Source organism: Sphingomonas sp. BK481 (genome assembly GCF_014194875.1).
Taxonomy (GTDB): domain Bacteria; phylum Pseudomonadota; class Alphaproteobacteria; order Sphingomonadales; family Sphingomonadaceae; genus Sphingomonas; species Sphingomonas aerolata.
Genome location: NZ_JACIAP010000006.1, coordinates 158,459 through 185,313, shown reverse-complemented (window position 1 = coordinate 185,313; position 26,855 = coordinate 158,459). Strand labels below are relative to the sequence as shown.

At 67.1% G+C, this 26,855-nt stretch carries 18 protein-coding genes; 8 read left to right on the top strand and 10 right to left on the bottom strand.

Annotation, left to right across the window (positions count from 1 at the left end):
* Window positions 1-187: 187 nt before the first annotated feature.
* Entirely contained in the window at window positions 188-3,148 is a 2,961-nt protein-coding gene (locus FHY04_RS13535) for a ribonuclease E/G (protein ID WP_221211787.1), read from the bottom strand.
* 555 nt (window positions 3,149-3,703) lie between these two features.
* Here FHY04_RS13535 and FHY04_RS13530 point away from each other — a divergent pair.
* Entirely contained in the window at window positions 3,704-4,945 is a 1,242-nt protein-coding gene (locus FHY04_RS13530; RefSeq protein WP_260171520.1) for an N-acetylmuramoyl-L-alanine amidase, read from the top strand.
* A gap of 137 nt (window positions 4,946-5,082) precedes the next feature.
* Complete coding sequence (locus FHY04_RS13525) at window positions 5,083-7,056, top strand: OPT family oligopeptide transporter (protein WP_260171519.1); 1,974 nt, start codon at window positions 5,083-5,085, stop codon at window positions 7,054-7,056.
* A gap of 215 nt (window positions 7,057-7,271) precedes the next feature.
* Here FHY04_RS13525 and FHY04_RS13520 read toward each other — a convergent pair whose 3' ends face one another.
* The 3 genes from FHY04_RS13520 to queF all read right to left on the bottom strand — a co-directional run bounded on the left by FHY04_RS13520 (window position 7,272) and on the right by queF (window position 11,489).
* Window positions 7,272-8,555: a glycoside hydrolase family 130 protein gene (locus FHY04_RS13520; protein ID WP_031440075.1), complete on the bottom strand. Its 1,284-nt coding sequence runs from the start codon at window positions 8,553-8,555 to the stop codon at window positions 7,272-7,274.
* A 52-nt stretch (window positions 8,556-8,607) separates the two neighbouring features.
* Entirely contained in the window at window positions 8,608-10,878 is a 2,271-nt protein-coding gene (locus FHY04_RS13515) for a glycosyltransferase family 4 protein (RefSeq protein ID WP_056679009.1), read from the bottom strand.
* A 152-nt stretch (window positions 10,879-11,030) separates the two neighbouring features.
* Window positions 11,031-11,489, bottom strand: coding sequence for a preQ(1) synthase (gene queF / locus FHY04_RS13510; protein WP_037527914.1), 459 nt, complete (start codon window positions 11,487-11,489; stop codon window positions 11,031-11,033).
* 20 nt (window positions 11,490-11,509) lie between these two features.
* Between queF and FHY04_RS13505 the strand changes: the two genes are divergently transcribed.
* Both FHY04_RS13505 and FHY04_RS13500 read left to right on the top strand, forming a co-directional pair.
* Window positions 11,510-13,057, top strand: coding sequence for a cryptochrome/photolyase family protein (locus FHY04_RS13505; RefSeq protein WP_183936809.1), 1,548 nt, complete (start codon window positions 11,510-11,512; stop codon window positions 13,055-13,057).
* Between the two features lie 199 nt (window positions 13,058-13,256).
* On the top strand, window positions 13,257-14,417 hold the full coding sequence (locus FHY04_RS13500) for an alpha-hydroxy-acid oxidizing protein (RefSeq protein ID WP_183936808.1): 1,161 nt from the start codon (window positions 13,257-13,259) through the stop codon (window positions 14,415-14,417).
* Here the strand turns inward: FHY04_RS13500 and FHY04_RS13495 are convergent.
* The gene (locus tag FHY04_RS13495) at window positions 14,414-14,914 is read right to left on the bottom strand and encodes a DNA-deoxyinosine glycosylase (RefSeq protein ID WP_183936807.1); all 501 of its coding nucleotides are present in this window, start codon (window positions 14,912-14,914) and stop codon (window positions 14,414-14,416) included. The genes FHY04_RS13500 and FHY04_RS13495 overlap by 4 nt on opposite strands.
* A 57-nt stretch (window positions 14,915-14,971) precedes the next feature.
* Here FHY04_RS13495 and FHY04_RS13490 point away from each other — a divergent pair, with 57 nt between their 5' ends.
* A complete protein-coding gene (locus FHY04_RS13490; RefSeq protein ID WP_183936806.1) occupies window positions 14,972-17,038 on the top strand; it encodes a S9 family peptidase in 2,067 nt (688 codons plus the stop codon).
* Between the two features lie 144 nt (window positions 17,039-17,182).
* Here FHY04_RS13490 and FHY04_RS13485 read toward each other — a convergent pair whose 3' ends face one another.
* Complete coding sequence (locus FHY04_RS13485) at window positions 17,183-18,118, bottom strand: DUF808 domain-containing protein (protein WP_166747105.1); 936 nt, start codon at window positions 18,116-18,118, stop codon at window positions 17,183-17,185.
* A gap of 149 nt (window positions 18,119-18,267) precedes the next feature.
* On the opposite strand from FHY04_RS13485, the gene FHY04_RS13480 reads away from it, so the two are divergent.
* The 3 genes from FHY04_RS13480 (at window position 18,268) to FHY04_RS13470 (ending at window position 22,468) form a co-directional block, all read left to right on the top strand.
* Window positions 18,268-19,278 (top strand): adenosine deaminase, encoded by a 1,011-nt coding sequence (locus FHY04_RS13480; protein WP_183936805.1) that lies wholly within the window; start codon window positions 18,268-18,270, stop codon window positions 19,276-19,278.
* Window positions 19,278-20,270, top strand: a complete 993-nt coding sequence (locus tag FHY04_RS13475) for a bile acid:sodium symporter family protein (RefSeq protein ID WP_409349168.1) — start codon at window positions 19,278-19,280, stop codon at window positions 20,268-20,270. Before FHY04_RS13480 ends, FHY04_RS13475 begins: the two co-directional genes overlap by 1 nt.
* 71 nt (window positions 20,271-20,341) lie before the next feature.
* Complete coding sequence (locus tag FHY04_RS13470; RefSeq protein WP_031440327.1) at window positions 20,342-22,468, top strand: histidine kinase dimerization/phosphoacceptor domain -containing protein; 2,127 nt, start codon at window positions 20,342-20,344, stop codon at window positions 22,466-22,468.
* A gap of 3 nt (window positions 22,469-22,471) precedes the next feature.
* On the opposite strand, the gene FHY04_RS13465 is transcribed toward FHY04_RS13470, so the two are convergent.
* The 4 genes from FHY04_RS13465 to pyk form a co-directional block, all read right to left on the bottom strand.
* On the bottom strand, window positions 22,472-23,014 hold the full coding sequence (locus FHY04_RS13465) for a biliverdin-producing heme oxygenase (RefSeq protein WP_183936804.1): 543 nt from the start codon (window positions 23,012-23,014) through the stop codon (window positions 22,472-22,474).
* Entirely contained in the window at window positions 23,005-23,202 is a 198-nt protein-coding gene (locus FHY04_RS13460; protein WP_183936803.1) for a YbdD/YjiX family protein, read from the bottom strand. The genes FHY04_RS13465 and FHY04_RS13460 overlap by 10 nt, the downstream gene beginning before the upstream one ends.
* Entirely contained in the window at window positions 23,199-25,253 is a 2,055-nt protein-coding gene (locus tag FHY04_RS13455; RefSeq protein WP_183936802.1) for a carbon starvation CstA family protein, read from the bottom strand. The genes FHY04_RS13460 and FHY04_RS13455 overlap by 4 nt, the downstream gene beginning before the upstream one ends.
* Before the next feature lie 85 nt (window positions 25,254-25,338).
* Entirely contained in the window at window positions 25,339-26,802 is a 1,464-nt protein-coding gene (pyk, locus tag FHY04_RS13450) for a pyruvate kinase (RefSeq protein ID WP_183936801.1), read from the bottom strand.
* Between the last annotated feature and the right edge of the window lie 53 nt (window positions 26,803-26,855).

Sequence of the window (26,855 nt, the reverse complement as noted above, 5' to 3'; positions counted from 1 at the left end):
TCGTCGATCGGCGGCGGGGGAGCAATGGCGGGGACGACGACGTGGGCGGGTCCGACGCCCGATGGTGAGCCGCAGGACGTAGCACGACCCAAGCGGCCGATCGCCGGAACCAATTGGTCCGAATGCGCCGAAATGAAAACGGGCGCGATCTTTCGATCGCGCCCGTCTCAACGGCTATGCTCTGGCGTCAGCCGAAGGTGCGCTGCCACCAGCCACGGCGCGGCGCGCCGTCGGGGTCGTCGTTCGTGCCCGGCGCGTCGGCGTCCTGCGGCTGGACCTCGACCTGCGGTGGCGTGGTCTCGACCGGCGCGGCGAGCACCTCGCTGGTCGGGGCGGCGTCGCCGGCCTCGATCACCGCGGCCTTGCGCGGCCGACCACGCGGCTTGGCGACCTTGGCAGGGGCCTCCTCGACGGCTGCGGGCTCGACCGCCGTATCGCTCGCCTTGCGACGCGCGCGCTTGGGCTTCGGCGCGGACGCCTCCAGCGTCTCGGCAGGCGTAGCGCCAACCTCGTCCATCGTCGCATCGGCAACCGCCTCGCGACGGCGCCGTGCAGGCTTGCGCGCCGGCTCTGCCGCAACCGGATCGGGAGCGGCCTGTTCCTGCGGCTCGGGCGTGACGGGCACTTCGGATACGACCGGTTCTGGTGCCAAAGTCGTCTCGTCGGCGGTCTCGACCGGACGCGGCTTGCGACCCCGACGCGACTTGGGCGCCGTCTCGGCGACCGGGTCGGCGTTGATCGTCGCGGCGGCGGCACGCGCGCGCGGGCGACGACGCATCTTGGGGGCCTCGGCGACCGGCGCGGACGGCGTCTCCTCGAACACCGGCTCGCCCTCGGACGTCTCGACCGGCGCAAACGCTTCCGGCTCGGGTGCCTCGGCGATCAGTGCCGCGGTGTCGATGCTGCTGACGGCAATCGACTCGCCCGCCTCGGTGCCGGTCTGCTCGCCGCCCTGGTCGTTGCGCCGACCACCGCGACGTCCGCGACGTCCGCGACGACGACGGCCTTCGCCTTCGACGCCATTGGCCTGTTCGGCCGGAGTCGTACCTTCGATCTCCTCGCCACCGCCGACTTCGACGATCTCGCCGACGCCTTCGTCGATTTCCTCGACATTGGTGTCGACGTCCTCGAAAGTGCCATCCTCGTTCGTACCACCGACGGCGCCGTCCTCACCCGGACGTGCCCGGCCCCGACGACCGCGGCGGCGACGGCGCTTCTTGCCGCCCTCGCCATCGGCATCGCGGCCTTCACGCGGCGCGGCCTGTTCGCGTCCGCCTTCGCGGCCCCCCTCACGACGACGCGGCTGCTCGGCCTCGGCCTCTTCGACCTCGTCCTCCTCGATCTCGTCCTCGATCTCCTCGGGAAGATCGTCCTCGTCCTCTTCGATGATCTGGACGAACTTCGGCGGATGCGCGGGCGGCGGGCCACTGGCCTCGACCGTCATGTGCGCGCCTTCCTCGTCCTGGCCGGGGATGATCTCGACGATCACGCCGTAGCGATCCTCGATCTCGGCAATGTCCGCACGCTTGCGGTTGAGGATGTAGACCGCCGCCTCCTGGCTCGCGCGCAGCGTCAGCAACGAGCCGCGACCGCGGGCGGCCTCGTCCTCGATGAGGCGGAGCGCGGAAATGCCCGACGACGATGCGGTGCGGACGAGCCCTGTGCCCTCGCAATGCGGGCAGGCGCGGGTCGACGCTTCGAGCACGCCGGTGCGCAGCCGCTGGCGGCTCATTTCCATCAGGCCGAACGACGAGATGCGGCCGATCTGGATGCGCGCACGATCATTCTTCAGCGCCTCCTTCATCGCCTTCTCGACCTTACGGACGTTGGAATTGTTATCCATGTCGATGAAGTCGATGACGACGAGCCCGGCCATGTCTCGCAGGCGCAGCTGGCGGCCGATTTCCTGTGCGGCCTCGAGGTTGGTTGCGGTCGCAGTCTGCTCGATGCTGTGCTCACGCGTCGAGCGGCCCGAGTTGATGTCGATCGAGACGAGCGCCTCGGTCGGGTTGATGACCAGATAGCCACCCGACTTCAGCTGCACGACCGGATGGTACATCGCCGACAGCTGGTCCTCGACGCCCGCGCGCTGGAACAGCGGAACGGGGTCGGCGTAATGCTTGATGCGACGCGCGTGCGTCGGCATCAGCAGGCGCATGAACTCGCGCGCCTGGCGATAGCCGTCCTCGCCCTCGACGATGACCTCTTCGATTTCCTTGTTGTAGATGTCGCGGATCGCGCGCTTGATCAGGTCGCTGTCGCCGTAGACGAGCGCGGGTGCCGACGCCTTGAGCGTCGCTTCGCGGATCCCGTCCCACAGGCGGGCGAGGTAATCGAAGTCGCGCTTGATCTCGACCTTGCTGCGCTGCAGCCCGGCGGTGCGGACGATGCAGCCCATCGAGGGCGGCAGCTGCATGTCGGCCATGATCGACTTCAGGCGCTTGCGATCGCCCGCGTTGCTGATCTTGCGCGAGATGCCGCCGCCGTGGCTGGTATTGGGCATCAGCACGCAGTAGCGGCCCGCCAGCGACAGGTACGTGGTCAGCGCTGCGCCCTTGTTGCCGCGCTCTTCCTTGACGACCTGAACGAGCAGCACCTGGCGGCGATGGATCACGTCCTGGATCTTGTAGCGGCGGCGCAGGTTCATGCGACGCTCGCGCAGATCCTCGACCGCGGCGTCGTCACCGTTCGACTTGCGCTTGCGACGCGGGGCTTCGCCGGTCTCTTCGCCGCCTTCGTGCTCCTCGGCGACGTCGGGATCTACCCCGCCATCGTCCTCGAAGCGCTCGATATCGTCCTCGTCGTCACCCTCTTCGTCGTCCGCGTCATAGTCGGCGCGCAACGCGGCCTCCTCGGCGGCATGCTCGGCCTCTTCGCGGAGCAGCGCGTCGCGGTCTTCCTTGGGGATCTGGTAGTAATCGGGGTGGATCTCGCTGAACGCGAGGAAGCCGTGGCGATTGCCGCCGTAATCGATGAACGCCGCCTGGAGCGACGGCTCGACCCGCGTGACCTTGGCGAGGTAGATGTTACCCTTGAGCTGCTTGCGCTCGGCGCTTTCGAAATCGAATTCCTCGATTCGGTTACCCTTGACGACGGCGATCCGGGTTTCTTCCCGGTGGCGTGCGTCGATCAGCATACGCGTTGTCATAATAGATTCTCCGCGCGCGCGCCGGGCCCGATGGCAGCCGTCGCGCGCTTGATGGTGGTGCGGTCGGACACGGACGCCCGGACTCGCGGAAGGTATGCGAAACTGCCTCTGCTCGACGCGCATGCCGCGGGAACTCACCCTGCGGCGCCCGCACGACCGCGATCCCGTCGGCGAAGGCCGATCGGTGAGCGGGGCGGGGGGAATGCGTCATTCGAGCGTCAACCTGAAATTGCCGCGCCGTCGAGGATCCGAAGGCGGGCGTTGAGACCGGCGCGTCGCTGGCAAACTCTAGCGACGCACGGGTGCACGGCAGGACTAGCACCGCATTGCAGATCCCGCAACTGGCCCGGCGCGGGGCCGTCCGAAGCCTTGAAACCCGCCATTTTCACAGGCTGTATTTCCGCGCGGCGATCTGTCCGGCAGCCGCGCCGGCAGCCACGGATATGGGAAAACCAAGGCAAACAGGCTATTAACCCTCCTCCGCAAGATCCTCTTGCGGGGGCGTAGCGTAGGCGTCTCGTTTCGGTCGGGCTCGACCGATCCAGGGAGTGTAGAATGGCTTTTCGCTGGACCGGCAGCGCGGTCGCACGGCATGGACGCAGGATGGTTGCGATCAACGCTCTGCTGCTCGGCTGGCTGTCCGGCGTTCCCGCGCTGGCGGCGACCGTCCAGAGCATCGCGATCGGCCGGACGCAGATCGTGATCCGCTTCGATGCACCGGTCGGCAGCGGCGTGAGCCAGATCCTGACCGGCCGACGGCAGATCGCGGTCGATATCGCGAACGCGACGCCCGGCGGAACCGTGAGGTCGGGCGGCGTCGTGACCCGCATCACGCAGCGCCGGCACGGCGGCTCCGGGCTGCGGATGCTGTTCGACCTGTCCGAGCCGGTGATCGTCGCCGATGGCGGGTTCGACTCGCAGGGGCGCGAACTGACGCTGGCCTTGCGCCGCGTCGACGATGCGGCCTTTGCGCAGGCCAGTATCGCCGGCCCGCTGAATTTCTTCCCGGTCACTTTCGCCGCGCGGGCGGCGCCGCGGTACAAGGTGTCGATCCCGGTGCCGCCGCGCGCGCGCGGGATCACGCTGCCGCGGGTCGAGGGCGACGACATGCGTCCGCTGGTGGTGATCGACGCCGGACATGGCGGTGTCGATCCCGGCGCGATCGGGCCTGACGGGCTGCGCGAGAAGGACGTGACCCTCAAGGTCGCCAAGGCGATCCGTGACGCGCTGCTTGCTTCGGGCCGGGTGCGCGTCGCGCTGACGCGGAGCGACGACCGGTTCCTCGTGCTGCGCGAGCGGTACGGCGTCGCACGACGGTTGAGGGGGGACCTGTTCATATCGGTCCACTGCGACAGTACCGGATCCGAAGGCGCGAGCGGCGCGACTGCCTATACGCTGTCCGAGGTGGCGTCCGACAAGGAGGCGGCGCGGCTAGCCGCGCGGGAGAACAAGGCGGATGTGATCTCCGGGGTGAATCTGGGCGAGGCGCCTGCCGACGTGTCGTCGATCCTGATCGACCTGACGCAGCGCGAGACGATGAACGCGTCGGCCACGTTCGCGCGGTTGCTGGGACGCGAGGCCAAGCCGTTGATGCCGCTCAAGCCGAACTTCCACCGCATGGCGTCGCTGATGGTGCTCAAGGCGCCCGACATGCCCTCGATCCTGTTCGAGACGGGCTATATTTCGAACCCGCAGGACGCGGCGTTTCTCGACAGCGACGAGGGGCGGCAGCGGATTGCGGAGAGCGTGACCCGCGCGGTCACCGTGCATTTCGCGCGGCGGATGGTGGCGCGCTGATCCGGCCGGTTGCGCTCACGGCAAGAGCGCGGCATCCTGACGGCTAGGACCCCGGCGGAGGCCGAGGCCCGGTTGGAGGACGTTCCGACTGGGCCTCGGCCTCCGCCGGGGCACGTGTTTCTGGTTAGGACGATCTGATGACCGACGCGACGCGGGGCGTATCCGAGACCGGGCCCGAGACGAGCATGCGCGAGCTTACCTTTCGCGGGGTCGTGCTCGGCGCGATCATCACGCTGCTGTTCACCGCGGCCAATGTGTATCTTGGACTGAAGATCGGGCTGACCTTCGCGACGTCGATCCCCGCCGCGGTGATCTCGATGGCCGTGCTGCGGCTGTTCAAGGATTCGACGATCCTCGAGAACAACATCGTCCAGACGATCGCGTCCGCCGCGGGCACGCTGGCGGCGATCATCTTCGTGCTGCCCGGCCTCGTCATGATCGGCTGGTGGCAGGGGTTTCCGTTCTTCACCACCGCGGCGATCACGATGTTCGGCGGCGTGCTCGGCGTGCTGTTCTCGGTGCCGCTGCGCCGTGCACTCGTCGTCGACACGGTGCTGCCCTATCCGGAGGGCCGCGCGGCCGCCGAAGTGCTGAAAGTCGGCGCGGGCAGTCGTGAGGGCGGCGAGGAGAGCGCGCGCGGGCTCGGCATCATCGTCGTCAACGCGCTGGTGTCGGCCGGGTTCGCGATCCTGACGCAGACCAAATTGGTCGCTGCCGAGGCCGCGACGTGGTTCCGCGTCGGCGCAGGTGCGACCGGAATTTCGGGCGGGCTGTCGTTCGCGCTGCTAGGCGCGGGGCATCTGGTCGGAATCTCGGTCGGCATGGCAATGTTTACGGGCGTGGTGATCGGCTGGTGGATCCTGCTGCCGATCCTGACCTCGGCGGGGAGCGTGACCGGCACCGCGGAGGTGATCGCGACGACCGTGTTCCGGTCGGACGTGCGGTTCTTCGGTGCGGGCGTGATCGGCGTCGCGGCGATCTGGACCTTGCTCAAGATCGCAGGACCCGTGGTCGGCGGCGTGCGATCGGCGCTGGCGGCGTCGGCAGCCAAGCGCGGCGGCGAAGTGCTGGCACTCGAGGAGCGCGACATCCCGATCGGGATCGTCGGGATCGCGTCGCTGGCGATGCTCGTCCCGATCGGGATCCTGCTGTGGACGGTCCTCCAGGGCGGGCCGCTCGAGGCGTCGGCGATCGGGCTGATCGCGGGGAGTCTTGCGTTCATCCTGGTCATCGGCCTCGTGATCGCGGCGGTGTGCGGGTACATGGCGGGGCTGATCGGCGCGTCGAACTCTCCTGTGTCGGGCATCGGCATCCTCGCCATCCTCGCCGCATCGATCCTGCTCGTGTCGTGGTTCGGTCGGGCGGTCGAGCCGGGGACGACGCAGGCGCTGGTCGCCTACGGCCTGATCGTGACGGGCGTGGTGTTCGGCATCGCGACGATCTCGAACGACAATCTCCAGGATCTGAAGACCGGGCAGCTGGTCGGTGCGACGCCATGGAAGCAGCAGGTCGCGCTGCTGATCGGCGTGGTGTTCGGGTCGATCGTCGTGCCACCGGTGCTCAACCTGCTCGGTAGCACGCTTGGCTTTGCGGGTGCGCCGGGGGCCGGGCCCAATGCGCTGGCGGCACCGCAGGCGGCGCTGATCTCCGCGCTCGCCAAGGGCGTGCTGGGGGGCAATCTCAACTGGGCGATGATCGGCTATGGGGCGATGACCGGTGTTGCGGTCATCGCGCTCGACGAACTGCTGGGCAAGGCGGGCAAGCTGCGGTTGCCGCCGCTGGGCGTCGGGCTGGGCGTGTATCTGCCGATGGCGGTGACGTTGCCGGTCACGATCGGCGCGGTGGTCGGCTATGCCTATGACCGCTGGGCAGACCGCGCGCACGATCCCGAGCTCGCCAGGCGGATGGGCGTGCTGACCGCGACGGGGATGATCGTCGGCGAGTCGCTGTGGGGCGTGGGGTTTGCCGGGATCGTCTATCTCACCAACCAGGAGACGCCGCTGGCGCTGGTCGGGGAGGCGTTCGTGCCCATCGCGCTGGTCGGAGGGACCCTGCTGTTCGCGCTGCTGACCTGGGTGATGTACCGGCGGACGATGGCGGCATCGCGGTAGGACGCCGTTTCCCCGCGAAGGCGGGGACCCAGGCTGGGCTCCCGCCTTCGCGGGAGAACAGGATACACGCGTGCGCCGAGGTATTTCGCACCACCCCGGCGGAGGCCGGGGCCCAGTTGGGGAGGTCGACGTAACGGAGGGCCGTTAGTCGTTACTACCGTCCCCCAACTGGGCCCCGGCCTTCGCCGGGGTGGTGGTTGGGGTGCGGGGTAGCCTCACTTCATCGCGGCGAGCATGTCCGTGATCTTGACGAAGGCGAAGCCGATCGAGCTGTCGGCGATCCCGTAGGGAAGGAACAGCGCATCGCCGTGGCGCAGCGCGCCGCAGCTGTAGACGACGTTGGGGACATAGCCCTCGCGATCCTGATCCTTGGCGGCGAGGATCGGCTGCTGCGTGCGGCCGATCACCTTGGACGGGTCGTCCTTGTCGAGCAGTACCGCACCGATCGAATATTTGCGCATCGCGCCGACGCCGTGCGTGAGCAGCAGCCAGCCCTCGTCGAGTTCGATCGGCGGGCCGCAATTGCCGATCTGGACGAGCTCCCACGGATAGAGCGGCGTCAGAATCTTCTCGCCGTCGTCCCAGTCGGTCAGCGTGTCCGACTTCAGCAGGAACAGGTTCTCGCCGTCCTGCCGGCCGATCATCATATACTGGCCGTTCACCTTGCGCGGGAACAGCGCCATGCCCTTGTTGCGCGCGGCGGGGCCAGTCATCGGGACGAGATCGAAAGCACGGAAATCCCGCGTCCGCATCAGTTCGGACTGGATGACCGAGCCGTTATAGGCGGTGTAGGTGCCGATCCATTCATAATCGCCATTGTCATGCTGGAAGCGGACGATGCGCAGATCCTCCAGCCCCTTCGACTGCGCCTGGGTGATCGGGAAGATCACCGTGCCGCTGAGCGTGCTGTCGCGGTGGCGATAGACGGTGACGGGGCCCTGCGGCATCTCGTCCTCGCCGCTGCCGACCGCGTCGGTCGCGGTGGCGAAGGGCGGCTCGGGCGCGAGCTTCATCAGATTCTGGTCGGTGATGATGCCTTCGCGGAAGGCGACCGACGAGATGTGACCTTCGCCGACCGCGCGCATCGACATCAGGATGCGCAGGCTGCCCGGCGGCATCCCGGACTGGTCGAAATGCGGCACTGCGCTGGGGTTCATCAGCGCGGCGGCGGCATAGCTGTATTCATGACAGAAATAGGCGCCGATCAGCTGGCGCTTCTCGTCACCGATATCCGCGCCGTTGAGCCCGAGCATGTCCTCGATCTGGTCGTAGCGCGTCATGAAGACGCGCCGCGTCTGCCAGTGCCGCGCCTCGAAATCCTTCAGCACCACCTCGAGCTGGATCCGCGCCTCGGCGCTCGTCATCTCGAGAACTTCGCCGACCAGTCGCTCGGTACGACTGGGTGCGCCGGCATTGCCGGCCCAGGCGATATGAAAGGGCCGGACGACGACCCGTGACGGGTCGGCGTGCAACCGCAGCTGGTGGGTAAACAGGTCCATCGTGCTTATGCCTCGCGTGCCGTTCCACCTTGGGACGCCGACGCTAGCGAGGCTATGCGACGACGCGCGAGGCTCCTGCCACGCTTTGGGCTGCGTTTGATACCCCCGAAATCGCACAATTGGCCAATTGCAGCGCCAAAATCGACTCTGCACCCTGGTTGCGGTTCAATCCCGTCGGCATCAATCCATCGAAACAGCCACCATCGGCGATGCTCGCGAGCGGCAGATTGAGGTCATTCCCGCCCAGGAACCAGCGATAGGCACGCTCGGCCTCGTCACGCCAGCGCAGGTCGCCGGTGGCCTCGAACGCCGCCATGCAGGCATCGACGGTGGCCTGTGCCTCCAGCGGCTGCTGGTCGAACTGCAGCGGATCCTCATAGGAGCGTCCGAAGCTTTCCGTGCCAACCGCGCGGAAGCGACCCTCGGGCGAGGTCTGCTTGGCGACGATCCATTCGAGTGTCGCCAGACCGCAATCGATCAGGTCCTGGCGGCCGAGCGCCTGGCCCGCACGAATGAGCGCCTGTGGCAGGCGCGCATTGTCATAGGCGAGGACGATCTCGAACCACTGCCACTCGGGACGCCGCGTCTTCTCGAGCAGTGCCAGATGGACATCCGGGAACTTTGCCAGGATCGACAGCGAGAGCTGATGCCCGGGGCTGGCCTCGAGCATCGCCGCAGCGCCGAGCATCGCAAAGGCCTGAGCGCGCAGGCTGCCGAGCTCGAGTGCACAGGATGCGGTCGAGTCATACATCGCCGTCGCCCAGTCGCGATGCTTGGCCAGCTGCGCATCGCGTGCGGTGATGCCGAGCGCCCAGACGGTGCGACCGTTCGAATCCTCGGACCCGACATCCTCGCACCAGCTCCGGTCGAAGCTCATGAAGTTGCGAAAGCGACGCTCGTCGGGGTTCCAGGCATATTGCACGAACGACGCATAGATCGTCGTCCACTTGTCGCGCTGGACCTCATCCATGTCCGGCATCGCGCTCATCAGCATGAGCGCACGGCAATTGTCGTCGATGCAATAGCCATGCCGGCGATCGGGGATCGAGTAGATCGAATGCTGGAGCATGCCCGTCGAATCACTCATCCGTTCGACGGCCGCGAAGTCAGGCGCAAGCGGCTTCAACGGGGGCGAAGGCTTGGCCAGACGAAAAGGGCGTGCCGCGACCACCGCGCGGATCTCTGCCATCGATGTTTCGGCAAGCTGTGGCCAGATCATCGTACGACCACGCGCATAGGCGCGTTCCGCCAGGCGATGACGGTCACGATCGCTCGACAGCAGCATGTCGATTTCGCGCGCAAAGGCAGCGACATCACCGAACGGGACAAGGACGCCATGCCCATCGGCGAGGATCTCGGTCGCATGGACGTACGGGGTCGAGATGACAGGCTTGCCGACGCCGATGGCGTAGCTGAGCGTGCCCGAGGTGATCTGCGCCGGGTTGGTGTAGGGCGTCACATAGATATCTGCCGCCTGCAGATAGCTCAGCAACTCGTCATGTTCGACGAACGCGTCGATGAAGGCGACATTGCCCGCCACGCCACGGGCTTCGGTCAGCGCCTTGAGACGATCACGATACGCCTCGCCCTGATGCGCGACGAGATTGGGGTGCGTCGCGCCGAGCACGACGTAAAGAAGATTGGGATGACGTTCGATGACCGCGGGCAGCGCCTCGATCACTGTTTCGATACCCTTGTTCGGCGCGAGGAGCCCGAAGGTCAGCACGACCTTGCGGCCTTCCCAGCCGAATTGCGCCTTCAGCGTGTCGGGTTCGACGAGGTCACGATCGGGCACGCCGTGCGGGATCATCACGATCTGCCGCGGGCTGGCGCCATAGACGCGCTGGAGGATATCGCGGCCACGCTCCGCCATCACGATGACGCGCGCAGCACGGCGCAACAGGCCTTCCATGACGCGGCGTTCGTCGGGATTGGGGCGTTCGAGGATCGTGTGCAACGCAACGACGACCGGCAGCGTCGTGCGGTCGAGCAGCGCGAGCAGATAGTCCCCGGCCGGGCCACCGTAGATGCCGTATTCGTGCTGAACCCAGATTGCCTGGGCTCCGCTCGCATCGATCTTGCGTGCGGCATCCAGATAGGCGGTCAGATCGGTTTCGGGGATCGTTCCAACGACTTCCGGCGGATACTCGTACAGGCCAGGATGATCATCCATCGCATAGACGTCGACCGCGACCTCGGGAAAGCGCGCCCGCATCGCCGTGAACACGTCCGTCGTATAGGTCGCGATACCGCACCGCCTCGGCAAAAAATTGCCAATGAGTGCCAGCCGCGTGATCTTGGTCCCGTCCGCCGGTAACGCCATACCCTGTCCTTTGTCTGAGCGCGCATAACAGGCTCACCCGGCATCGCGCTCACCCTCAACGGCTGACAAGGTATGAAAGTTGCATTAATATTGCACTGCAACACACGCTTTGATGTTAAACTTTATCAACATCACTGCATGCGACGACGGCGTCAGCCACGCCCGCGATACGGGGCGACGCCCTGATCGGGCAGCCAGAGATCGGCAGGGGGCGCCGAAGACTGCCAGAAGACGTCGATCGGGATCCCGCCGCGCGGATACCAATAGCCGCCGATCCGCAGCCAGACCGGCTTCATTTCGTCGAACAGCCGCTCGCCGATGCCGACCGTGCAGTCCTCGTGAAAGCCGGCATGATTGCGAAAGCTGCCCAGGAACAGCTTGAGCGACTTGGATTCGACGATCGTCTCGCCGGGGACATAGTCGATGACGAGATGCGCGAAATCGGGCTGGCCGGTAACCGGGCAGAGCGAGGTGAATTCGGGCACCGCAAACCGCACCAGATAGGTCCGGCCGACGCGCGGGTTGGGCACGTAATCGAGCACGGCCTCTTCGGGCGAGGCGGGGAGGGCGCTGTTCTGGCCCAGATATAACGGGTTTGTGGGAGCGGTCATGGGTCGCCATGTAGGATGCGATGCGCCCCAAGAAAACCACGCTCGTGCCGATCCTCGGCGACCAGCTCTCGCTGCAGATCGCTTCGCTCAACGGAGCCGACCCGGCGACGACGGTCGTGCTGATGATGGAGGTCGCCGACGAGACGACCTATGTCCGCCACCATCGCCGCAAGATCGCCTATATCCTGTCGGCGATGCGGCATCACGCCGAGGCACTGCGCGAGGCGGGCTGGACCGTCGACTACGTCACGCTCGACGATCCGGAGTCGACCGGCAGCTTTACCGGCGAGGTCGCGCGCGCGATCAGGCGGCATGATCCGGCGCGAATCATCGTCACCGAAGCGGGCGAGTGGCGCGTTGCGGGGATGCTGGACGCGTGGGAAACGCTGTTTGGCCTGCCGGTCGAGATCCGCGCCGACGACCGCTTCCTCGCCAGCCATGCCGAGTTCGAGGCCTGGGCCGAGGGGCGCAAGCAGTTGCGGATGGAGTATTTCTACCGCGAGATGCGGCGCCGCACCGGGCTGTTGATGGACGGCGAGAAGCCCGAGGGGGGCGAGTGGAATTACGATGCGGACAATCGCAAGCCCGCCAAGGCCGACCTGCTGATGCCGCGCCCGCTCTCCTTTGCCCCCGATGCGATCACGACCGCGGTGCTCGCGATGGTCGCGGCGCGGTTCGGCGAGCATCCCGGGAGCCTCGATGCGTTCGACTTCGCGACGACGCGTGAGGACGCGCTGAAACAGCAGCGGCATTTCCTGAAGCACGCGCTGCCGCGGTTTGGGGATTATCAGGACGCGATGCTGACCGACCAGCCGTTCCTGTGGCACGCGGTGCTGTCGCCCTATATCAATTCGGGGCTGCTCGATCCGGTCGACCTGTGTCGCGCGGTCGAGGCGGAATATTCCGCCGGGCGCGTGCCGCTCAACTGTGCCGAGGGGTTCATCCGCCAGATCATCGGCTGGCGCGAATATATGCGCGGCATCTACTGGCGCGAGGGGCCGGATTATGTCGAGCGCAACTTCCTGGATGCGAGGCGTGACCTGCCCGGCTTCTACTGGTCCGGCGAGACCGACATGCACTGCCTGTCGCAGGCGATCGGGCAGACGCTCGACCATGCCTATGCGCATCATATCCAGCGCTTGATGGTGACGGGCAATTTCGCGCTGCTGATCGGTGCGGACCCGAAGCAGGTGCATGAATGGTATCTGGAGGTGTACGCCGATGCGTATGAATGGGTCGAGCTGCCCAATACGCTGGGGATGAGCCAGTTCGCCGATGGCGGGTTGCTGGGGTCGAAGCCCTATGCGGCGTCGGGGGCGTATATCAACCGGATGTCGGATTATTGCGGGCATTGCCGCTATGACGTGAAACAGCGCGTCGGGAAGAATGCGTGTCCGTTCAATGCGCTGTACTGGGATTTCCTGGTGCGCAACGCGGACAAGCTCGATCGCAATCCGCGGCTGGCGATGCCGTATCGCAACTGGGCGAAGATGAAGCCGGCGGACCGGGACGCGACGCTGGCGCAGGCGGCGGGGTTTCTCGCGCGGCTCGATGGGGATGAGAAGTGAGCGGCGTGCGCTGACCCGTTTTACTTCCGTCATCCTGACGAAAGTCAGGATCCAGGGTTGCTGACGTTATGCCTCGTGGCTCTGGATCCTGACTTTCGTCAGGATGACGGGGGAAGGGTGGCGGTATAGAGTTGCGGACGGAGCTAGGGCTGGCGATCGACCGGCCTCGCTTTGCGAGAGGCCTGGAAGGAACAGCGCGATGCCGCATTTCGGCGATTACCAGAACGCGATCTACAACGCCGGTCTGAGCGGCGTGATCCCGAAGCTGCCGGTCGATTACGCGACGCTCGAACAGCGCGCGAGCGCGGCGATGCCGCCATCGGTGCTGGGCTATGTCCAGGGTGGCTGCGGCGACGAATTCACGCAAAACAACAATGCCGATGCGTTCCGGCACTGGGGCATGACGCCGCGGATGATGGTCGATTGCAGCAGGCGCGACCTGTCGATCGACCTGTTCGGGATGCGGCTGCCGAGCCCGATCTTCATGGCGCCGGTCGGGGTGATCGGGATCTGCACGCAGGACGGTCACGGCGACCTCGCCGCCGCGCGCGCCTCGGCCGAGACGGGGGTGCCGCTGATGGCCTCAACGCTGTCGAACGATCCGCTCGAAAGCGTGGCGGGGGCGCTGGGCGAGACGCCGGGGTTTTTCCAGCTCTATACACCAAAGGACAAGGCCCTGGCCGAGAGCCTGGTGCGTAGGGCCGAGGCGGCGGGGTATAAGGGGATCGTCGTTACGCTCGACACCTGGGTGACGGGCTGGCGGCCGCGCGACCTGAACGTCGCGAACTTCCCGCAGCTGCGCGGCGCGGTGCTGATGAACTATTTTTCGGACCCGGTCTTTCGCGCGATGCTCGCCAGGCCGCCCGAGGAGGATGGCGCAGCGGCAGTGCGGCAATGGGCGGGCGTGTTCGGCAAGGTGCTGACCTGGGACGACATGGCGTGGCTGCGCTCGCTGACCACGCTGCCGCTGATCCTGAAGGGGATCTGCCATCCCGACGATGCGCGCCGCGCGATCGATGCCGGCGCGGATGCGATCTATTGTTCGAACCATGGCGGGCGTCAGGCCAATGGCGGAATCGCGGCGATCGACATGCTGCCGGGCGTGGTCACGGCGGCGGGCGACGTGCCCGTGCTGTTCGATTCAGGGATCCGGTCGGGCAGCGACGTGGTGAAGGCGATCGCGCTCGGCGCGCGTGCCGTGGGCGTCGGGCGGCCCTATGCGTATGGCCTCGCGCTCGATGGGGCGGCGGGGGCGGCGCATGTGCTGCGATGCCTGCTGGCGGAGGCGGATCTGCTGATGGCGGTCAATGGCTGGCCGACGATCGCCGATGTGTGCGCGGCAGGCGCGGTGCGGATCTAGCGGGGCACGGCGAGGAAGGCGGCGAGCGCGTCCCAGGCGGGCTGCTTGGCGGCGCGGCCGATCGTGTGGAGCGGGCTGCTCGACGGCAGCGCGACGATTTGCGGACCGAGCGTTCCGAGCCCCTGTCTGAGCCCCAGCTTCAACGCGGTAGCGCCGTTGAACGCGATCGCGCGGAGGTCGGGCAGGCGCGCGACGAGGTCGGCGACCGCATTGTCCTGCGCATCGAGGATCGCGGCGTCGGTGCTGCCGACGCGGTGCGCCGATCCGATCACGTCCCACAGCGCCACGCCCGCATCGCGCAACGCGACCAGCCGCTCGTCATAGGCCAGCGCGACCAGATCGCGCGCCACGACCCCCGACATCAGCGCCCAGAATTGGTTCTGCGGATGCGCATAATAGCGAGCTTCGGCGAGCGAACGGTCGCCGGGCAGGCTGCCGAGGACGAGCAGCCGCGCATCGTCGGCGGCCACGGGCGGGAAGGAGGATTTACGCTTCATCGTGCGCGACGACGTGGCGATTGCGCGCGATCGTGCAAGCATTCTATGCAGACGCGCATGAAGATCCTGCTGTCCGCAAGCCTCGCCGTGCTCGCTCTTGCAAGCGCCCCCGCCACCGCCCGCCAGCTGACCATCGACGATGTCGTCAAGCTGTCGCGCGTGTCCTCGCCCGCCGTGTCGAAGGACGGCCGCTGGCTGGTGTGGGAGCAGCGCGAGACCGATCTCGCCGCTGATCGCGGGCGGTTCGACCTTTGGCGGCTCGACCTGACACGCAAGGGTGCGAAACCCGAGCCGCTGATCGCCGAAGCCGATGTGAACGAGACCGGCGCGCAATTCTCCGCCGATGGCGCAACCGTCTATTACCAGTCGGACAAGGGCGGCAGCGACGCGGTCTGGTCGATCGGGATCGCCGGCGGCACGCCGCGCAAGCTGACAAGCTTCGAGGGCGGTTTCGGCGGGTTCAAGGTCGCACCGACCGGCGACAAGCTCGTGGTGTGGGCCGATCGCAAGCCCGGCGCGCCGAGCCTTGCGCCCGCGATGGTCAAGAAGGACCCGAACGCCGGAGCGGGGCGGACCTATGACCAGCTGTTCGTGCGGCACTGGGACACATGGTCGAATGGCGACCGGTCGCAGCTGTTCGTGCTGCCGCTGACGGCCGCGGGCGCGCAGGGGGACGGCGTCGCGGTGACCGGCGCGCTGATCGGCGACGCGCCGTCGAAGCCGTTCGGCGGCGGCGAGGAAGTGTCGTGGAGCGCGGACGGCAGAACGCTGTATTTCGCTTTGCGCGAGGCGGGGCGGATCGAAGCGACCTCGACCAATCTCGACATCTTCTCGGTCCCCGCGGACGGCGCCGCGGCACCGGTCAACCTGACGGCGGCGAACACCGGCATGGACAATCTGCCGACGGTGTCGCCCGACGGCCGGACGCTCGCCTGGTTCGCGATGGCGCGCGCCGGGTTCGAAGCGGATCGCCAGGTGCTGATGACGCGCGACCTGGCGAGCGGTCAGGTCCGCGCGGTGACGCAGGGCTGGGATCGTTCGGTTGCGTCAATCGCATGGAGCCCCGACAGCAAGCGGATCTACGTCACCGCGGACGACACGCAGGAGACGCCTGTGTTCGCGGTCGATCCCGTGACGGGCAAGGTAACTCGGCTGACGCAAGAGGGCCATGTCGGTGCGGTCGTGCCGACGCCCAGGGGCGTCGTCGTCGCGATCAGCAGCCTGACCGCACCCGACGACTTCTACGCGCTCGCGGTGAAGGGCACGCGGATGCCGAAGCCGGAGCGGCTGACCTCGGTCAACGCGACAAAGCTCGCGGGCATCGACATGCCGACTGTCACGCGGTTCAACTTCAAGGGCGCGAACGACGACACCGTCTGGGGCTATGCGGTGAAGCCGTATGGCAGCCCGGCCTCGACCCAGAATGGGAAGGTCCCGGTCGCCTATATGGTGCATGGCGGGCCGCAGGGGTCGAGCAACAACAGCTGGTCCTATCGCTGGAACCCGGCGGTGTTCGCGGGCGCGGGCTACGGGCTGGTCGCGGTCGATTTCCACGGGTCGACGGGGTACGGCCAGGCCTTCACCGACGCGATCAGCAACAATTGGGGCGGCTGGCCGCTCGAGGATCTGCAAAAGGGGCTGGCGGCGGCGACCGCCAAATTCGGCTGGCTTGACGGCGACCGCGCCTGCGCGCTCGGTGCGTCGTACGGCGGCTATATGATGAACTGGATCGAGGGGAAGTGGCCCGACCGGTTCGAGTGCATCGTCCAGCATGACGGCGTCTTCGATGCGCGCGCAATGGCGTACGAGACCGAGGAGCTGTGGTTCGACGAGTGGGAGCATGGCGGCAAGACCTATTACGAAGACCCCGCCGCGTTCGAAAAATGGAACCCGGTCAACTACGTCGCCAACTGGAAGACGCCGATGCTGGTGATCACCGGCGAGAAGGATTTCCGCATTCCCTACACGCAGGGGCTCGCGAGCTTCACCGCGTTGCAGCGGCGCGGGATTCCGTCACGGTTGCTGGTCAACCCGAACGAGAATCACTGGGTGCTGAAGCCGAAGAACAGCCTGCAATGGTATGGCGAGGTGATCGGCTGGATGGACAAATGGACGGCGAAATAAGGGGCGCATCGGTTGCCGGGGGGCTGTTCCCCCCACGCCGTCATCCTGACGAAAGTCAGGATCCAGGGTAACGGACGCTGACGTTCCTGGCTCTGGATCCTGACTTTCGTCCAGGATGACGGGAATGGAAGGAGCCGCTAGCGCTCAGTGCGCCTTGGGCTTCTTCACCGCGTGGAGGCCAAGTGCGATCGCGCCACCGAGGATGAGGCCGACGACGCCCGACAATGCGGCGTTGACCACCCAGTTCACCACGCCCTTGGCGACCGGCACCGCGGCGGCGGCGCCTGCGGCGGTGTCGTGGATGAAGTGCGGGATCGTCGTCAGTCCGAAATCCTCGATCCCGTGGACGATGATCTGCCCGCCGACCCACACCATGGCGGCGGTCCCGACGACCGACAACACCGACATGACGACCGGCATGCCCTTGACCAGGCCGCGTCCGAACGCCTGGACCGCGGGGCTTTTCCGCTCAGTCAGGTGCAGGCCGATATCGTCCATCTTCACGATCAGCGCGACGACGCCGTAGACGAGGATCGTGATCGCGACGCCGACCAGCGCAAGCACGATCGCCTGTTCCCAGATCGGTTCGGCGGCGACGTCCGACAGCGCGATGACCATGATCTCCGCCGACAAAATGAAGTCGGTGCGGATCGCGCCAGAGACCTTCTGGTCCTCGAGCGTCTTCGGATCGATCGGGGCGGTGGCTTCGGCTTCGGCATGGCCGCCGCCGAGCGCCTCGAGGATCTTTTCCGCGCCCTCGAAGCACAGATAGGTGCCGCCGATCATCAACAGCGGGGTCAGCGCCCAGGGTGCGAACGCGCTCAGCGCGAGGGCGGCGGGGAGGATGAAGAGCAGCTTGTTGCGGAACGAACCAAGCGCGATCTTGCCGATCATCGGCAATTCGCGCTTGGGCGAGAACCCGACCATGTAGCGCGGCGTGACCGCGGCATCGTCGACCACCACGCCGATCGCCTTGCTGCCCGCCTTGCCGGTCGCAGCACCGATATCGTCGAGGCTGGCCGCGGCCAGCTTGGTGATCCCGGCAATGTCGTCGAGCAGTGCGACCAGTCCTGTGGGCATCGATGGGTCCTTCGCGTGATCGGTAAGAGGCGGCAATAGCCGGTCCGCGGTAACGTGACAGCGATGTCATGCAACGGGTTTCGACCTTGCGCAAAGTGCGTGACGCGCGGAATGGTTGCGCGGTGACGCACATCACGACGGGATCGAGCATGACAGACGACTTCATCACCAACCTGCCCAAGGCCGAACTGCATCTGCATATCGAGGGCAGCCTCGAGCCCGAGCTGATGTTCGCGCTTGCCGAACGCAACAAGGTCGCGATCCCGTTCAAGAGCGTCGAGGACGTGCGCGCGGCCTACAGCTTCACCAACCTTCAGACCTTTCTCGACATCTATTATGCGGGCGCGGCCGTGCTGCAGACCGAGGAGGATTTCCACGATCTGGCGCTCGCCTATTTCGACCGGGTCGCGCAGGACGGCGTGGTCCATGCCGAGATCTTCTTCGATCCGCAGACGCACACGCATCGCGGAATCCCGTTCGACGTCGTCGCCAACGGCCTGTTCGCAGGCATCGATGCGGCGCGGGCGAAGCACGGGATGAGCATAGGGCTGATCATGAGCTATCTGCGGCATCTCGACGAGGAGGATGCGTTCAGGACGTTCGAACAGGCACAGCCCTGGCTCGACCAGATGATCGGCGTCGGGCTCGATTCGTCCGAGATGGGGCATCCGCCGTCGAAGTTCGCGCGCGTGTTCGAAGCATCGGCGGAAGCCGGGCTGCTGCTGTGCGCGCATGCCGGCGAGGAGGGCCCGCCCGCCTATATCCACGAAGCGCTCGACATCCTGCGCGTCGACCGGATCGATCACGGCAACCGTGCGCTCGAGGATCCGGTGCTGGTCGCGCGGCTCGCCCGCGAGGCGATGACGCTGACCGTGTGCCCGTTGTCGAACGTCGCGCTGCGCAACGTCGACCGGATCGAGGACCATCCGATCGACAGGATGCTCGATCTCGGCCTGCGTGCGACGATCCATTCGGACGACCCGGCTTATTTCGGCGGCTATATCGGCGAGAACTACCGTCAGACTGTGCGTGCGCGTAACCTGTCGCGCGGGCAGATCGTGACGCTGGCGCGCAACAGCTTCCTCGGCAGTTTCCTCGACGACGAGGCGATCGCCGGGCATCTGGCGACCCTCGAGGCCTATGTGACCGCGCATCCGTGATCCGGCGCTTCCTATCGATCTTCGAGCCGTTCATCCTGATGCTGCTCGGCACCGTCGTGCTGGCGAGCCTGGTGCCGGCGCGGGGACAGGCGGCGACGATTGTCGGCTATGTCGCCGACGTCGCAATCTTCCTGCTGTTCTTCCTTCACGGCGCGAAATTGTCGCGCGCGGCGATCTGGGACGGACTGCGCAACTGGCCGCTCCACCTCGCCGTGCTGGGGGTGACGTTCGTCGCCTTTCCCGCGCTCGGACTTGGGCTGACCGCGCTGCCCTTTGTCGACGCGCGGATGGCGACGGGCGTGCTGTTCCTGACGCTGCTGCCCTCGACGGTCCAGTCGTCGATCGCCTTTACCGCGATCGCGCGCGGCAATGTCGCGGCCGCGGTCTGCAGCGCATCCTTTTCCAACCTGCTCGGCATACTGATCACCCCCGCGCTGGTCGCGTTGCTGATGCGGAGCGCAGGCAATGCCGGCGGGATGTCGATCGAGAGCGTCGAGACGATCATTGTCCAGCTGCTCGTGCCGTTCGTGGCGGGGCATGTGCTGCGGCCCTGGATCGGTGCATGGGTGGCGCGGCGCAAGGCGATGCTGACGATCGTCGATCGCGGATCAATCCTGCTCGTCGTCTATGGCGCGTTCGGGGCGGCGGTGGTCGAGGGGCTGTGGAGCCGGGTGTCGCTCGGCGACCTGCTCCTGATCGGGCTGCTCTCCTGTGCCCTGCTGGCCATCGTGCTGGCGCTGACGCTGACCATCGCACGGCTGATGCGGTTGCCGCGCGAGGATGCGATCGTGTTGCTGTTCTGTGGTTCGAAGAAGAGCCTGGCGTCGGGGGTGCCGATGGCCGGCGTGCTGTTCCCTGCGGCGCAGGTCGGTGTGATCCTGTTGCCGCTGATGCTGTTCCACCAGATCCAGCTGATCGCCTGTGCGGTGATCGCGCGCCGCTATGCAGACCGGGCGGATGCGCCCGTGGAGGCGATGGCGGCGGTGGCGTAACTGCCTTGGCTTATTTGCTTTTCCGCGCGCGAAACGACATGGTCGCGGCTTGAGGGAAAGGCCCAGCATCTGTGACTGATACCGCGTTGGACCTTACGGCCTGCGATCGGGAGCCCATACACATTCCCGGCGCGATCCAGCCGCACGGGCTGTTGCTCGTCGCCGATGCGGCGAGCCTGCGCGTCGTTGCGGGCGCGGGCGATATCGAAACGCGGCTGACCCCCGACTGGCTGGGCGCGGACCTCGCGACGCTGATCGGGCAGGACGTCGCCGCGCTGCTGGCGGAGCGGTCGGGGCGCGGCAGCATGATCGGCGCCGCGGTCGGCACGCTGGTCGCAGGTACGAGCGAGCAGTTCCACATGGTCCTGCATGCGAGCGAGGAACACGTCCTCGTTGAGCTCGAACCCGCCACGACGGCGCCGTCGAGCGCTGCGACCGTGCTCGGCTGGCTCGATTCGATGGCGACCGCGTTCGAGCGATCGGGCAATCTCCAGGCGCTGTGCGAGCAGGCGGCGGTCGCGTTCCGGACTCTGACCGGGTTCGACCGCGTCATGGTCTATCGCTTTCTCGACGATGAATCCGGGCGCGTGATGGCGGAGGATCGTGATCCCGCGCTGCACAGCTTCCTCAACCATCATTTTCCTGCGACCGACATCCCGAAACAGGCGCGCGCGCTGTATGTCCGTAACCGGACGCGCGCGATCCCGCATGCGGTCTATACACCCGCGATCCTGCGCCCTGCTGGGTTCGAGAGGCTCGACCTGAGCGACGTCGCGCTGCGCAGCGTGTCGCCGATCCATCTGCGCTACATGACCAATATGGGCGTCGCGGCGTCCGCGTCGATCTCGATCGTCAAGGACGGGCTGTTGTGGGGGATGATCGCCTGCCACAGCATGACGCCGCGGACGCTGGCGCCCGATATCCGCGCGACCGCGAGCACGCTGGCGAGCAGCCTCGCCCGACAGATCCGCGCGAAGGAGGAGGCCGAGGGATACCGCGAACGCCTGCGGCTGCGGTCGGTGGAAGACGTCGTCGTGCTCAAGATGGCCACCGAGGGCAGCGCACAGCGGACCGCGGCGGCGGTCGGCGACGACCTGCGCCGGATGCTGGCGAGTGACGGCTTCGCGCTCGTCCAGCACGGCGCGGTGCAGCGCGACGGCCAGTGTCCGGACGACAGAGACGTACTGGACCTGGTCGAGTGGATCCGCAGCCGCGGGACAGGCGACATCGTTGCGACGCATGCGCTGTCGACGCTCTACCCGCCTGCGGAACGCTATCGGTCGAAGGCGAGCGGGCTGCTTGCGATGCCGCTGATCGACGAGGGCGCGGTGCTGTTGTGGTTTCGTGCGGAGCGGATCACAGAGATTGAATGGGCGGGCAATCCGCACAAGGCGACCTCCGGGGACCCTGCCGAGCAGCTGACGCCGCGCACGTCGTTCGCGTCATGGACCGAAGAGGTGCGTGGCGAATCGCGGCGCTGGTCGCTCGAAGAGATCGAGGCGGGCTATCGGCTGCGTCGGATGTTCCACGACAGCTATGCGAGCAACCGGATGCGCGCGCTCAACCGTGAATTGCAGCGGACGCTGGCCGAAAAGGACGTGCTGATCGAGCAGAAGGACGTCCTGATGAAGGAGGTCAATCACCGTGTGCAGAACAGCCTGCAGATGGTCTCCGCCTTCCTCGCGCTACAGGCCAAGGCGGCGGGCGACGCGAACGTCACCGCGCATCTTGCCGAGGCGCAGGCACGGCTGTCCGCGGTCGCGCTGGTGCATCGGCGTCTGTACCGCGACGACCAGGTCCAGTCGGTCGACCTCGCGCGCTATCTCGAGGAACTGGCGGGCGACATGAAGGGGACGCTGGGGCAGGAATGGGGCGCGCAGATGCGGCTCGACCTCGCACCCGTGCTGATGCCGACCGACCGTGCGGTCAATGTCGGGCTGATCCTGACCGAGCTCGTCATCAATGCCAGCAAATATGCTTATGGCGGACAGCCCGGGCCGATCCTGATCGCGCTCGAGCAATATCGCAACCAGATCCGGCTGATCGTCGCGGACAAGGGCGTCGGTCAGACCGGCACGCGCGTCGGGTTTGGCAGCCGGATGATGAACGCGGTGGTCGGACGACTGTCGGGATCGATCGCGCAGCATGACAACATGCCCGGGCTGCGCGTGATCATGACCGCCCCGATCGAGGATTGAGGCTCAGCGCGCGGCGGCGGCGCGGCGGTACAGGTCGAAGGTCGCGCGTGCGCCGGTGATCGCCTCGTCGATCCAGACGTCCGATCCCGCAAGCGTCGCAGCGTTGTCGAGTGCGCCGAGCAGCTCGCGCCATTCGCCCGACAGATGCCGCGCGCCGAGATAGGTGGTCGGCAGCCCGTCGGGCACGGTGCGCGCAAGCATGATGCCGCCGAGCCGCGATCCCTCCACGACATAGAGCGCGCCCCAGGCGGCCGCGTCGCCCGCGGGCAGCGTGAAGGGCAGGGGTGGAGGCATCGTCTCGCCCAGCGCCGCGAGGTCGGCGGCGAGGAGGGGCGTGCGGGGGCGGAAGTGGGGCAGGCCCGGGACGGCTTCGAGTGCATCCTCCGCTGCGGGAAGCGCGCGCGCATGCGCATGGAGGAACGCGCGATAGCTGTCGGGCGCGGCGAGGTCGAAGTCGCCATAGGCGGTGTCGACGCGGTCGTGATCGCCGCCGGTCGCGCCGCGCAGCGCGGCGACGATCGAGCGCGGCGGGTCGTTCAGCAGCATCGGCCACCGCCCTTGCCGCCGTAGCGCGCTTGTTCGCGGTCGCGGAAGAACGCCGCGGGGTCCATCGCCGCATGGCCGGGGTGATGCTCGGCCATGTGCCGCAGATAGGCGGTGTAGGAGGGCTGGCCCACCATCATCAGCGCGGTCTCCCGCGCGCGTGCCAGCAGGTGGCGGATGCGCGGCGTCATTCCGCCGGGACCAGCATGGGCGGGACCTCGGTCACGGTCGGGCGATCGACCTTCAGCGCCGCGCGGCAGCTGCGGATGCCGAAGGCGAGGATCGACACGACGACGCCGAGGAACAGCGCGATCAGCGCCGCATCGATGCGGTCGTTGAAGATGATCCGCTGCATCTCCGCCATCGTCTTGGCGGGCGCGAGCATCTCGCCGCGCGCCGCCGCGTCTGCAAACTTGGACGCATGCGCGAGGAAGCCGACCTTCGGATCGTTCGAGAACAGCTTCAACAGCCCCGCGGTGATCGTGCACAGGCACAGCCATGCGGCGGGCAGGATCGTCACCCAGGCATAACGCTGACGCTTCATCCGGAACAGCACGACCGTGGCCAGGATCAACGCAACCGCGGCGAGCATCTGGTTCGAGATGCCGAACAGCGGCCACAACGTGTTCACCCCGCCGAGTGGATCGGTGACGCCCTGATAGAGGAAGAAACCCCAGGCGGTCACGCACAGCGCGGTCGCGACGATGCCCGGGCCGATCGCCGAGGCATTGCGGAACGACGGCACCACGAGCCCGATTAGGTCCTGCAGCATGAAGCGCCCGGCGCGGGTGCCGGCATCGACCGCGGTCAGGATGAACAGCGCCTCGAACAGGATCGCGAAGTGGTACCAGAACGCCTTCATCGCCTGACCACCTATCAGGTTGCTGAAGATCTCCGCCATCGCGACCGCGAGCGTCGGCGCGCCGCCGGTGCGGCTGATGATGGTAGTCTCGCCGACGTCGCGCGCGGCCTGCGCCAGCGCCTCGGGCGTGATCGCGAAGCCCATGTTGGTGACCGCGGCGGCCGCCGACGCCGCGTCGGTGCCGAGCACCGCGGCGGGGCTGTTCATCGCGAAATAGATGCCGGGATCGAGGATCGTCGCACCGACCAGCGCCATGATCGCGACGAAGCTTTCCATCAGCATCGCGCCATAGCCGATGAAGGGCGCGTCACCCTCGCTGGCGATCAGCTTGGGCGTGGTACCGCTGGCGATGAGCGCGTGGAAGCCAGAGACTGCACCACAGGCGATCGTGATGAAGAGGAAGGGGAACAGCCCGCCCGACCAGACCGGACCGCTGCCGTCGATGAACTTGGTGAGCGCGGGCATGCGCAGCGGCGGTGCGACGACCGCAATGCCGATAGCCAGCGCGACGATCGCGCCGATCTTGAGGAAGGTCGACAGATAGTCGCGCGGCGCGAGCAGCAGCCAGACCGGCAGCACCGACGCGACCGCGCCATAGCCGACCATCAGGATGCACAGCTGCACCGGGGTCAGCGTGAAGATCGGACCCCAGAAGGCGGATTCGGCGACCTGGCCGCCGTACACGATCGCGAGCAGCAGGCCGATGACGCCGAGGATCGAGACTTCGCCAATGCGCCCCGGACGGATCCAGCGCGTGTAGATCCCCATCGCGAAGGCGAGCGGGATCGTCGCGGCCACGGTGAACAGCCCCCAGGGGCTGCCCGCGAGCGCGCGCACGACGATCAGCGCGAGCACGGCGAGGATGATGACCATGATCGCAAAGGCACCGATCAGCGCGATCGTGCCCGCCACCGCGCCCATTTCCATGCGGATCAACTCGCCGAGCGAGCGGCCGTCGCGGCGCATCGAGATGAACAGGATCATGAAGTCCTGCACCGCGCCCGCCAGCACGACGCCGGCGAGGATCCAGAGCGTGCCGGGGAGATAGCCCATCTGCGCCGCGAGCACCGGCCCGACCAGCGGTCCGGCGCCGGCGATCGCCGCGAAATGGTGGCCGAACAGGACGTTGCGGTCGGTCGCGACATAATCGAGCCCGTCCGCGCGGCGGATCGCCGGGGTCGGGCGCGTCGCATCGAGCTGCATGACGTTGCGCGCGATATAGCGGGCGTAGAAGCGATAGGCGATCAGGTTGACCGAGACCGATGCGGCGACGATCCACAGCGCGTTGACATGCTCGCCGCGCTGGAACGCGACCACCGCGAGCGCGCACGCCCCGAGCAGGCTCATCGCACCCCAGCCGATCTTTTCGCGTAACGTCATGCGGTTGCTCCCCCGTCCGGTCCGTGTACCAGCCATCGCGGATTTGGCGGGGGAGCGCTAGGGGGGAGCGCTAGGGGGAGCCGCCTCAGGCCTGTGAGTGGTGGCCCTTCAGCTCGTCGCCGACGATCCGGACGACATGCAGCACGTTGGTCGAGCCCGGCGTACGGAACGGCACGCCCGCGAGCACGATCACGCGGTCGCCCGCCTTCGCCATGCCGTGGCGCAGCGCCATGCGCTTCGACTTGGCGACCATGTCCTCGAACGATTCGACGTCGCGGGTGTGGACCGCATGCGTGCCCCACAACAGGCCGAGGCGGCGCGCGGTGTCCTGGCTCGGCGTCAGCACCAGCAGCGGCACCGAAGGCCGCTCGCGCGCGATCCGCCGTGCGGTCGAGCCCGAGGTGGTGAAGCAGATGATCGCGACCGCGGATACCGTCGCGGCGATGTTCTTCGCCGCCTCGGCCAGCGCGTCGGCCGTCGTCGGATCGGGCTTCATCACGGTGAAGTGCATGCGGTCGCCATGCTCGGGATCGGCCTCGACCGACACGCCGATCGCGTCCATCATCGCGACCGATTCGACCGGCCATGCGCCCGCGGCACTTTCCGCCGAGAGCATGATCGCATCGGCACCGTCATAGACCGCGGTCGCGACGTCCGAGACCTCGGCCCGCGTCGGCGAGGGCGAGGTGATCATCGATTCGAGCATCTGCGTCGCGACCACCACCGGGCGGCCCATGCGGCGCGACACCTCGACGATGCGCTTCTGCAGCGGCGGCACCGCCTGCGGAGGCATTTCGACACCGAGATCGCCGCGCGCGACCATCACGCCGTCGCAGGCCTCGACGATCTCCTCGAGCCGCTCGATCGCGGCGGGCTTCTCGATCTTGGCGAGCAGCGCGGCCTTGCCGCCGATCAGCTTGCGCGCTTCCCACAGATCCTCGGGGCGCTGGACGAACGACAGCGCGATCCAGTCGACGCCCTGGTCGACCGCGAAGTCGAGATCGCTGCGATCCTTCTCGGTCAGCGCGGCCATCGGCAGCACGACGTCGGGGACGTTCAGCCCCTTGTTGTTCGACAGCGCACCGCCGACCTCGACGCGCGTCGTGATTTCGCGCGGGCTGTGCGAGACGACGCGCAGCACCAGCTTGCCGTCGTCGAGCAGCAGGCGCGCGCCCGGCTCGATCGCGGCGAAGATCTCGTCATGCGGCAGCTCGACGCGGGTCGCATCGCCCGGCGTCGTGTCGCGGTCGAGCACGAAGGTCGAGCCGGTTTCGAGCACGGTGCGGCCGCCGTCGAACTTGCCGACGCGCAGCTTGGGACCCTGGAGATCGGCGAGGATCGTCGAGGGACGACGATATTGCTTCTCCAGCGCGCGAATCGCCTGGATCACCGCGATCTTCGACTGCTGGTCGCCGTGGCTCATGTTGATGCGGAACGCGTCGGCGCCGGTGCGGAACAGTGTCGCGATCATCTCGGGCGTGCTGCTGGCAGGGCCTAGCGTCGCGAGGATGCGGACTTTGCGCGAGCGGGGTGCGATGGCCATGGTCATGCGTTGCGTTTCCTGGGGGAGGTCTTTGCCGCCACGGGCCTTAAACCCTATCT